The organism is Luteolibacter sp., from assembly GCF_058122085.1.
In genome coordinates, this window is the sequence record NZ_JBIKBQ010000134.1 from 1 (window position 1) to 9,955 (window position 9,955).

Genomic DNA, 9,955 nt, shown 5'->3' on the forward strand with positions numbered 1-9,955 from the left:
TGAAGAGCTTGCGCCGGGCGAGACAGTCGACCAGCAGGTGCGCGCCGGAACTGCTGTTGCCACCGATGCTCCCCTGATCCCGCAAACTGTCAGGAGTGAAATCGCCTTCCCAGTTCCGAGCGAGGGTACGTAGCCAGCGCGAGCGCTGGAAGAACTGCTGTGTGACTTCCGGGCCTGCCACATTGGCTCCCAGCGGCGTCCATGTCGTATTGAAAAAATAGCCGCCGTGCCCGACCTCCAGCGTGTCATAGGAGGTCGCCGCCAGGCGCGAAAAGAACGAGGCCCCCTCCCGGTCGCCGTACAAGGACATGACCACGGCCGCAACGCCACATTTGCCGTTATTGTTAAAGATGTTTGTAAACGGATTATGAACGCCGTAGGGCAACTCCCCCTTACCGATAAACGAGGCGAAGAAGGTGTAGGTTTTTTCGATAGCCCGATCGACCTCCGGCTCCTTGACGCCGCATTTGCGTGCCAGCAGCATCCCGATGAAGCAGGTCAGGCTGGGCTGGTTGATCTGGGCATAGCCGGGCAGACGGCGCTGCGGGGATACGTTTGCCATCTTGTGGCCCCACAACCCGCCGGCATCCTGCCCCTTGGCCAGGGCCACGGCATACGTCTTGATGGCCGGCCGCACATACTCGTCACCCGTCAACAGATAATATTCGGAAAGCAACAGGCAGGTATACCCCCAATACCAGGCCACATAGCCGCCATCCCGCTTCCCTTCGACAATGTCCATGAGGAAAATATCGGGCTTGGTCCAGTCACTCTTGTGAATGACGTCGCGGACGTAGTCAATGTACTTCTGCTCGCCGGTGGCCAGCAGTCCCAACAGGTCCACATGCAGACAGTTGCCCTCGCCCTTCGTATTGACAAGTCGTTCGGCGGTCTGCGCGATGAGCGCCTCGGTCTTGGGGCTGTTATAGGGCGCTGTGGCGCTGTAGCTGCCAAGCACCTTGAGCTGCAGGTTGACGGTCTTGCCGTCTTTCAACATGAGCGGCAGGACCCCCTTGGCCGCCTCGGTCTCCGCCTGGTCAATCGCGTCGGCGATCTCATGCCGGGCATCCTTCTTGAACGCGACGCCGCCGGCGCCCACAATCACGTCGTTCGTGGTCACCACCCCGTCCGCCGGAGATCCCTTGGCCACTTTGGAAATGGTGATCTCGGTGGCCGCGGGAAAGCCCGCCAACCCCGTCGGACCGAGTTGCCTCACGTAGTCGGCCTGAACACCGGTGGATGCCAGCAACCCGCCCATAACCAACGTCGTTATCAGATTTTTCTTCATATACATAAACGAATCTCTCCTGTTTCTTTTCACTTCACCGGCTCGACAAACTTGCCATCAGTCCATACGGCCTCGAGGGAAGCCCCGTGGTAGGCGCGCATCAGCACGGCGATGTTGCGGTTGTCACCCTTTAACCCGGCGACCGGCGTCGCCAGAATCTTGTCCAGAGGGACCAGCCCTCCTAATGAATGAATGAATGAATGAATGCTAGGAATTTGCTTTTGGGGTGAAGGCCGTTGAAAGAGCGGGTGGCCGGACCGGAGGCGGGGAAAAAGGGGGTTCTTGTCTGCGACAAGGTTTGGATTTCAGAATCAGCGGAAGATCGGACCATTACGGCAAATAAGCACAACCTCCCTCTAACGAGCCGGAATTCTGCCGGTCACATGCGCCAGGTTTTTGCTGCCGGCGATTTCCACACCGTCGGCGAGCACACGCAGTCCGCTGCCACGGCCATAGCGTTTGCCGGTCTTGTCCCATAAGATTGTAAGGTCGCACCCGTGATATCTCACGTTATCGAGGCAGAAATACTCCATGTGTCCCTCCGGCACGAGAGGGTTGACTTCGACGAGATCATCCGCCCGCGGGCGAAGTCCCACCAGCCCGGTGACGACCAAATCGCAGTAGGTCGAGTGATTGTAGTCCCTGCCCCGCGACATCGGGAAAGAACCAGCCATGATCCAGCGCCCGGTGTCGGGATTGAGGGACTCGTCAATCCAAGGAACGGATTTGCCGTCATCCAGCGTGTGGCGATGGCTGCGCGTGTATGCTTTCAGCAGGTCGAAATACTCCTTTTTTCCAACCACTTCCTGCCGGTAGTTGTTGATCACATTGGCCATGGCGGTGAGCGTCTGTGATGTCGCAAACGGCCAGCTCGCACCGCGCCACATGCAGCCGGCTGGATTGATGAAGAACTTCGGATGCCGGCGCTCGGCCACCGACGGGCCATATGAACCGAGGAATCCGTTGGGATCTGTCAACTGGCGCCAGGCTTCTTCATAACCCCGGCCGTCCTCGGGCATGTTGAAATACCACGGCACATAACCGAAAATCTCGCGCACATTGACCAGGTTTCCGGGAGCACAATCCTCGGCGGCCGGATTTTCATACTGGTTCATGGGCGCCAGCGCGTGCCTCATTACCTTGAAGAACTTCGCCTCGTCATCCCACAACCGCGTCTGAAAGTCATCGCGCAAGCGCCGGGCTTCATCCCGGTAGTGATCGGCCAGGTCTTTCTTGCCCGCCATGTCGGCAATCCGGGCAATCGCCATCGCGTCGCCATACCTGTATGAGTTCATCGGCGGCCGGATTCCGGTGCCACCGATGGAAACCTCCTGTCCCTCCCAGGAATCGATCTGCCAGTAGAGACCGTTGTCCAGCAGGCGGCCTGCCTGCCAAGGGCCGCCGGACGGACCTGCTTGTTTCCATGCTTCATGGTTTTTGACCAGGGGATCCAACAACCCGGTGATGAACGGTTTGTCGGCATGGACCAGATAGCTGGCGTGAATGCCGTCGGCAATCCACTGGGAATACACTTTGCTCACGCCGCCCGGATCACCACCCTTGCCAAAGTGGAACCGCGAGTAGTCGTTGATGATCTTCGGATCCCGGATCCAGCGGCCTTCGTAGAGATGATGACCCACCGGGCAGTTGATGGTATTGTAAGCCACGCTCCAGTCCACCTTCGGCAGGAACTCCGTCACAACAAAACCGACGGGTGTGTTCCTGACATGCTTCCGATAGGTCCACCAGCGGAAGTGGTATGTCTCCTCGATGTCCTTTTCGGAACACTCGAAGAGTGGAACGTTTCGTTCCATCCATGCGGCGGTCTGGTCATTGCCGATCACGGTGATCGAACCATCAGCCGGCAAGTTTTCGGCGGTGTCGTCGGGACGCTGGCTGTTGAAGGCGGCCACGTAACGACGCTGCGCGTCCGACTTCAAAATCGCACCCGTTCCCTCCGCGAACAGTGCGCCAAACAAGAACAGGAAGATGGTGCCAATACCGGGCAACGTGTGATGTTTAATCCAAACAGGCTTCGAATGAAAGGGAATCGGCATCCCGTGCATACACCGGAAAGCGAAGGAATGTTTCATGATATGTCTGAAATGAAGAGGCTCCCCAGAGGCCGGGACTTAGCGGAATCAGGAGATTTCGGAGGGAAATACATTCGCCGCGAGCGTAGCTCTCCAGGCCACGGCGGATTTTTGCAATCCCTAACCCCCTGATCATCAATGTTGCTAAAAGGATTTCCTTTGACGTGGTGAAAAAGCCTCCAGCCCTTATGGGAAGAGGATTTGGTGAAGGCGCGCGCGAGAGTTTCTCCCGTGCAAAAATCCGCCGTGTCTCCAGGCCGCTTTGCCAAGATTTCTTTTGACTGCGGTTTTTCGGCGGCAGGGCTTCCTGCCAGTCAGGTGTATTCGAGAACCAGAATGCGGACGTTGTCCAACTGGATTTCCTCGGGTTTCCATGCAGGACTCTGGTCGAACCAGTCTGGGTCGAGATCGGATGGATTCCGGGGACGGTGGAACCAGTCGAGATCCGGTTCGTCGTCGGGGATCCACTCCTTGATCGCCTGTCAGGGAGGCTCGATGGGCTCCATCGTCCCGATGTCGAAGGGTGGTGGGCGTGGGAGCTGGATGATTGCTTCCCACAAACCGTGGAGGCGGAGGAGAAATTCGATCTGCTCGGGGCGCTTGAAGCCTGCTTTGCGCTGCTCCGGGGCGCTGGCGTGTTGGTAAAGGCTCAGCAGATTGTAGGTGAAGCACACACTCAGGAACGCACTCTCGGTGGCGTAGAAGTCCTGCATGCAGAAGCCGTCGGCTTGCAGGTCGTTTTTGAGTGCTTCGATGTGTTGCTCGCAGCAGGCGCGCTGGTTGTAGTCGCGCCAGAGTTCCGCGCCGTCGCCTTGGCGGTTGGTAACGAAAACCCGGAAGGTGTAGCCATCCACGTCGATGAGCCGACGGCCCACGGCGCTTTTGTTTTCACGGATGCGCTCGCGGATGGTGTAGGTGAATCGCATCAGCCCGCTGATCTACCCGGCCAGCCCAATCTTCTCGAAGAAGGCGATGAGGCTGACCAGACCGCCGAAGGGCGTGATGGGTTTCGCGGTGGAAGTGAGCCGGACTTGCCGTCCGGGGAAGATAGGATTACAAGAACTTTGCATCGTTTGGTGAAGGGGTGTGGTGTGCGGTTATTCGACACAACCCTTCTACCACATGGCCTGTAGCCAAACGATGCCTTATCCAACTTCGGTTTTCGGGTTTAGACGCAAGGCGATAGACGGATCTCGGGCCTGAAATCAAGCAGGGAGACCCCGCCAACTGGATTGGCGAAATCTCCCCGTCTGTTCACTGGTGGTCTAAGCCGGAGTATTAGAAACTCATTCCTCAGACTTAAGTGATTGATTGTCAAGTGGTGGAGGCGAGGGGAGTCGAACCCCTGTCCGAAACGCCGTCAACACTGGCATCTACACGTTTAGCATGATGTCTGGAGCTTCGGACGGGCTGGGCCCTCATGCAGCGTTGCCCGTCCTAGAAACCTGTTTGATCTCGGAAAGTAGCCCGGTTACCCGACTTCAATCCCAGCCTGCTAAGTGTTCGCCTTCCCCCTCAGCAGGTGTCGGGGTTCAGACGTGGTCGTCAATTAAGCGGCCAGTGCGAGCTCGTTAGAGTCTGCATTTATTTGTTTTGAGCGGCTTTTTTAAGAGGCCAACCGATCAACCTCTACGTGCAACCAGCGCGTCAAACATCCCGTCGAAACCAGAACGCCCCCGTCACTTGTGACAGCGGCAAGATGCACCGGGAAACGGATTAATCAATCGGAATTCAACAATTCATCGACGGCGGGCTTATTGTCGGCGGTCGGAGAGAGATCCAGCGGTCCGGTGATCCGTGCCTGCAGTGGTGTGATCAGGCCGGTGTCGAGTCGATAAATCCAGCTGTGGATCGAGATCGCCTGGCCGCGTTCCCAGGCGTCTTCGAGGATGGTGGTGTGGGCGACATGGCCGGCCTGGGCAAGCACGTTGAGCTCGCAAAGCCGGTCCACCGCCGCTTCGGGCGACAGCGTGGCGAGTTCCTTGCGGTGCATCCGGCTGAGCGAGCGGATGCCGGCGAGCCAGTTGTCGATCATCCCGTGGCGGAGATTGTCCAGCGCGGCCTGCACGCCGCCGCAGCCGTAGTGGCCGCAGATGATGATGTGGCGGACCTTCAGGACATCCACCGCGTATTGGATGACGGCGAGCACGTTGAAATCCGTCTCTGCCACGACGTTCGCGACATTGCGGTGGACGAAAATCTCGCCCGGCGCGAGGCCGGTGATCTGGTTGGCGGGCACGCGACTGTCCGAGCAACCGATCCAGAGGTATTCCGGGCTCTGCTGGTTTGCGAGTTTGCGGAAGAAGTCCGGGTCGCTGGCGTTGATCGAGTTCGCCCAGGCGCTGTTGTTTGCCAAGAGGTGTTTGAGGGAATCCATGGGCGTCGGGAGGATTCAAGCGGCATCTGGCGCTGCCGTCCATCGCGGGTTGAGCTAATTTTTCCGGTCTCCGCCGGACCGCGAAATACTTGGACAAAAAAGTTGCGGATCGCCGCGGTAAACCGAAGAAACCAGCACGGCGATGGAACCCACGGGGCGCGAGATGAAATGGAATTATCCCAAGGAACTGCCGGTGGTCGAACACCGGGAGGAAATCCTCGCGGCCATCCGCGCGCATCCGGTGGTGGTCGTCGTCAGCGAAACCGGCTCGGGAAAAACCACCCAGCTGCCGAAAATGGTCGCCGAAGCGCTCGGTGACGATGGTGGGCGCATCGGCTGCACCCAGCCGCGGCGGCTCGCGGCGGCCAGCGTCTCCAAGCGCGTGGCCGAGGAGCTGCAGGTCCCGCTCGGAGATTACGTCGGCTACCAGGTCCGCTTCGAGGACCGCACCTCGCGGGAGACGCGGATCAAATTCATGACCGACGGCATCCTGCTGGCGGAAACCCAGGGCGACCGTGACCTCAAACAATACGAGGCGCTCATCCTCGACGAAGCGCACGAACGCTCGCTCAACATCGACTTCCTGCTAGGCTACGTGAAGCGCCTGCTGGAGCGCCGCAAGGACCTGAAACTCGTCATTTCCTCCGCCACCCTCGACGCCGGATCGTTCGCGGAGTTCTTCTCCTTCAACGGCGTGCCCGCGCCGGTCATCGAAGCACCGGGCCGGATGTTCCCCGTCGCGGAATTCTTCCTGCCGCCCTTCGACGACGAGGATCTCGCCCAACATGTCGCCCGCGCCGTGGACTATCTCGGCGACGTCGAACCGAACGGCGATGTCCTGATTTTCCTCCCCGGCGAGCGCGAAATCCGCGAGTGCGCCGACGTCCTCGACGGCCGCCAATACCGCAGCACCGAAGTGCTGCCGTTGTTCGCCCGCCTCGGCCTCGGCGACCAGCAGCGTGTTTTCAATCCCGGCAACAAGCGCCGCCTCATCCTCGCCACTAACGTCGCGGAAACCTCGCTCACCATCCCGCGCATCGCCTGCGTGATCGACTCCGGCATCGCCCGCGTCAGCCGCTGGAGTCCGGGAAAAGGCGTGCAGCGCCTGCAAATCGAGCCAGTCAGCCAGGCCAGCGCCCGCCAGCGGAAAGGCCGCTGCGGTCGTGTTAGGGACGGCGTCTGCGTCCGGCTCTACGAGGAAACCGAACTCACGGAGCGCCCGGAATTCACCGATCCGGAAATCCGCCGCAGTTCCCTGGCAGGCGTGATCCTGCGGATGAAAGCGCTCAACCTGCCGGAGATCGACGAGTTCCCGTTCCTCGATCCACCGTCGCCCAAAGCCGTTTCCGAAGGCTACCGCACCCTGCGCGAGGTCAACGCGCTTGATCGGGAAAAACGCCTCACCGACTACGGCCGCCAGATCGCGCGGCTGCCGGTCGATCCGCGGTTAGGCCGCATGCTCATCGAAGCGCGCAAGGAGCACTGCCTGGCGGAAGTCCTGCCCATCGTCGCCGCGTTGGAGTCGAGCGACCCGCGCGAGCGCCCGGCGGAAAAGGCCCGCGAGGCCGATGCCGCACACGCCCGTTGGAAGGACGGTGATAGCGATTTCATCTCACTCCTCCGCCTCTGGAACGACCTCGCGAAATTCCGCGACAACCGCGGCCGCTGGCAGCGCAACGCCCTGCGGAAATTCTGCGGTCCCGCCTTTCTCAACGCCCGCCGCGTGATGGAGTGGGCGAACGTCCGCGACGAGCTCGCCGATCTGTTGGAGCGCGAGTGGAAGCTCAAGATCGGCGGAATCGGCGACGATCTATCCGGCGCGGCGAACTACGCCACGCTCCACAAGGCGCTGCTCGCCGGCGTGCCGCGGCAGTTCGGCGTGTGGGACCGCGAGTCGAAATCCTACCGCAGTGCGAACGGCGGCTTCTTCGCGGTGTTCCCCGGCTCCGGCCTGTTTGCATTGCCCAAGCGCTTCGAGTGGGTGATGGGCATGGAGCTCGTCGAAACCTCGCGGCTGTGGGCGCGGCGAGTTGCCAGGATCGACCCCGCGTGGGTCGAGCAAGTCGCGCCGCACCTTTGCAAGAGCAAGTATGGCGAGGCGCATTGGGACGAAGCCCAGGGCGCGGTCTATGGCAAGGAAACCGTGATTTGCGGCGGCCTGCCCGTCGTCGCCGGGCGGCGGATTCACTACGGCCGCGTCGATCCGAAGGCGGCTAGAACAATTTTCCTGCGGGAAGGCATCATCGGCAACGGCCTGCGGAAGCGCTGCAAGTTCCTCGACCACGTGCTCGAAATGCGCGGCGAGATCGAGGCGATCGAACAGAAACTCCGCCGCCCCGGCGGCTTGTGGAGCGACGAGGCGGTGCTGCGGTTTTACGAGGAGCGCATCCCCGAGGACATCAACACCGCCGCCGCGTTTCACAAGTGGCTGGAGAAAAACGAGGACGTCCTGATGCTCGGCGTCGGCGACGTGGTGGACGAGGATCTCGAATACCTCGGCCTCGCCGGTTTCCCCGACAGCATCACCCACGGCGGCCAGGAATACTCGCTCTACTATCACACCGCACAGGGCGAGCGCGACGACGGCGTGACGCTCGGTGTTCACGTCGATCAACTGCCGAAACTCCCCGACTGGCTGCCCGCCTGGGGTGCCGATGGCAACCTGCGCGAGCGCGCGGAGATCCTGCTGCGCTCGCTGCCGAAGGACTACCGCCGTATCTGCCAGCCCATCGGCCCTGCGGCTGAAAGCTTCGCCGAGCTCTGGAGTTTCGCACCCAAGGACCGCTCGATCTATCATGCTCTATCCGAGCACATGAAGGACCGCAACGGAGTCTATGTCCCCGTCGGCGAATTCGACACCAGCAAGCTCCCGCCCGAGCTCGTCACGAAAATCTGGGTCTGCGATGACGACGCCAACGAACTCGCGATGGGCGACGACGTGGCCGTGCTCAAGCTCCAGCTTGCCGACCGCATGCGCGTCCGCTTCGAGGCCGCCGCGAATGCCGACATCGAGCGCAAGGGCCTCAGCACCTGGGACGGCGAAAGCCTGCCGGAGCTCGTGATGACACCCGGCGGCGCGGCCTATCCGGCGCTGGTGGACGAGGGCAAAACCGTCGGCGTCCGCGCCTTCACCTGCGCCGCCGAGGCAGCGGAATCCCACCGCGCGGGCGGCGCGCGGCTGCTGTGGTTGGCCCACGCCGACCAGGTCGCCTACCTGAAAAAGAAATTCCCGCTCGGTCTGATGGCCAAGGTCGAGCTGCCGCGCCTCGGTCCCGGCGGCACCACGCTGGACACGCTTATCCTGCTCGCCGCGGAAGGAGCCGCGAGAGGGGCTTTCCCGCGCTCGCCCGACGAGTTCGCCGCGCTCAAGGAGCAGGCGAGGGGACACTGGTATGAAGCCGCCGCCGTGATGGGCAAGGCGATGGACGAGATCTTCGAAATCCTGCCGGAAATCCAGCGCTGGATCGCCGCCAACCGCCAGGACCGCAACCTCGGCGAGATCGCGGAGGATCTGGAGGAGCAGCTCGCCTGGCTTTTCCGCAAGGACTTCGCCTGGCGCACCGGCTTCGCCGGCCTGCGCGAATACCCGCGCCGTCTGCGCGCCATCCGCTCGCGGCTAGGTCGGCTTTCCTCGCTGCCCATCGTCAAGGATCTGGAGAAAATGCAACGCCTCCACCGCCTGTGGCAGCCGTGGTTCCAGCGCTGGACCGCCAAGCCCGAAGATCCGCGCTTCTGGCCGCACGGCTGGGCGCTGGAGGAATTCCGCGTCTCGCTTTTCGCCCCGGACATCCCGCTGCTCGGCAAGGTTTCCGAGAAGCGGATCGAAGAGATGATTTTCGGCTAACGACGTCAGGCTTGTCGTCCTCCCCGGAGCAAGGTGACGGCAAGGGGGACGATGATCAAAATGGCCGTGACGAAACAAAAAGTGATGTCCGCGACGAAAGTGGGATGGGACTCGGTATTCAAATGATTGAGGACTGCCGACGCGGCGAGCACGCTTCCAACAAACAGATGGAACGGCCCAAGCAAAACGATCAGCCCTTGAAAGAACGCGGGGCGGAGGCAGGCAAGCGCCGATGCGATGCCGATGGAAGAGGATTTTTTTTCGTTAAAATGTTAAAATCGATTGGTGCTGGTTGATCGGGCGATGTTCCGACATCGCCTGTTTGAACAAACGTTTCAAATCAACCAACACCA

At 61.0% G+C, this 9,955-nt stretch carries 6 protein-coding genes and 1 other RNA gene; 2 read left to right on the top strand and 5 right to left on the bottom strand.

Features of this window, described 5'->3' with window-relative positions:
- The 5 genes from AC4DF4_RS16420 to can all read right to left on the bottom strand — a co-directional run.
- Positions 1-1,288 (bottom strand): DUF6288 domain-containing protein (locus AC4DF4_RS16420; protein ID WP_490049192.1); only part of this gene is annotated, 1,288 nt, incomplete at its 3' end.
- A gap of 356 nt (positions 1,289-1,644) precedes the next feature.
- Entirely contained in the window at positions 1,645-3,381 is a 1,737-nt protein-coding gene (locus AC4DF4_RS16425; protein ID WP_490049193.1) for an MGH1-like glycoside hydrolase domain-containing protein, read from the bottom strand.
- Between the two features lie 482 nt (positions 3,382-3,863).
- A complete protein-coding gene (locus AC4DF4_RS16430) occupies positions 3,864-4,307 on the bottom strand; it encodes a hypothetical protein (RefSeq protein ID WP_490049194.1) in 444 nt (147 codons plus the stop codon).
- Positions 4,308-4,700: 393 nt separating this feature from the next.
- Positions 4,701-5,059, bottom strand: a transfer-messenger RNA (tmRNA) gene (gene ssrA, locus AC4DF4_RS16435).
- A 42-nt stretch (positions 5,060-5,101) separates the two neighbouring features.
- Positions 5,102-5,758 (bottom strand): carbonate dehydratase, encoded by a 657-nt coding sequence (can, locus tag AC4DF4_RS16440; RefSeq protein ID WP_490049195.1) that lies wholly within the window; start codon positions 5,756-5,758, stop codon positions 5,102-5,104.
- Positions 5,759-5,900: 142 nt separating this feature from the next.
- Between can and hrpA the strand changes: the two genes are divergently transcribed.
- Both hrpA and AC4DF4_RS16450 read left to right on the top strand, forming a co-directional pair.
- Positions 5,901-9,602 carry an ATP-dependent RNA helicase HrpA gene (hrpA, locus tag AC4DF4_RS16445; protein ID WP_490049196.1) on the top strand — a complete coding sequence of 1,234 codons (3,702 nt, stop codon included), beginning with the start codon at positions 5,901-5,903 and terminating at the stop codon, positions 9,600-9,602.
- An 11-nt stretch (positions 9,603-9,613) separates the two neighbouring features.
- Entirely contained in the window at positions 9,614-9,898 is a 285-nt protein-coding gene (locus AC4DF4_RS16450; protein WP_490049197.1) for a hypothetical protein, read from the top strand.
- Positions 9,899-9,955: the final 57 nt, after the last annotated feature.

Excerpts from the sequence above, each read along its gene's own strand:
- hrpA (WP_490049196.1), top strand. The coding sequence starts at position 5,901 with ATGGAACCCACGGGGCGCGAGATGAAATGGAATTATCCCAAGGAACTG.
- AC4DF4_RS16425 (WP_490049193.1), bottom strand. The coding sequence starts at position 3,381 with ATGAAACATTCCTTCGCTTTCCGGTGTATGCACGGGATGCCGATTCCC.
- AC4DF4_RS16430 (WP_490049194.1), bottom strand. The coding sequence starts at position 4,307 with ATGCGATTCACCTACACCATCCGCGAGCGCATCCGTGAAAACAAAAGC.
- can (WP_490049195.1), bottom strand. The coding sequence starts at position 5,758 with ATGGATTCCCTCAAACACCTCTTGGCAAACAACAGCGCCTGGGCGAAC.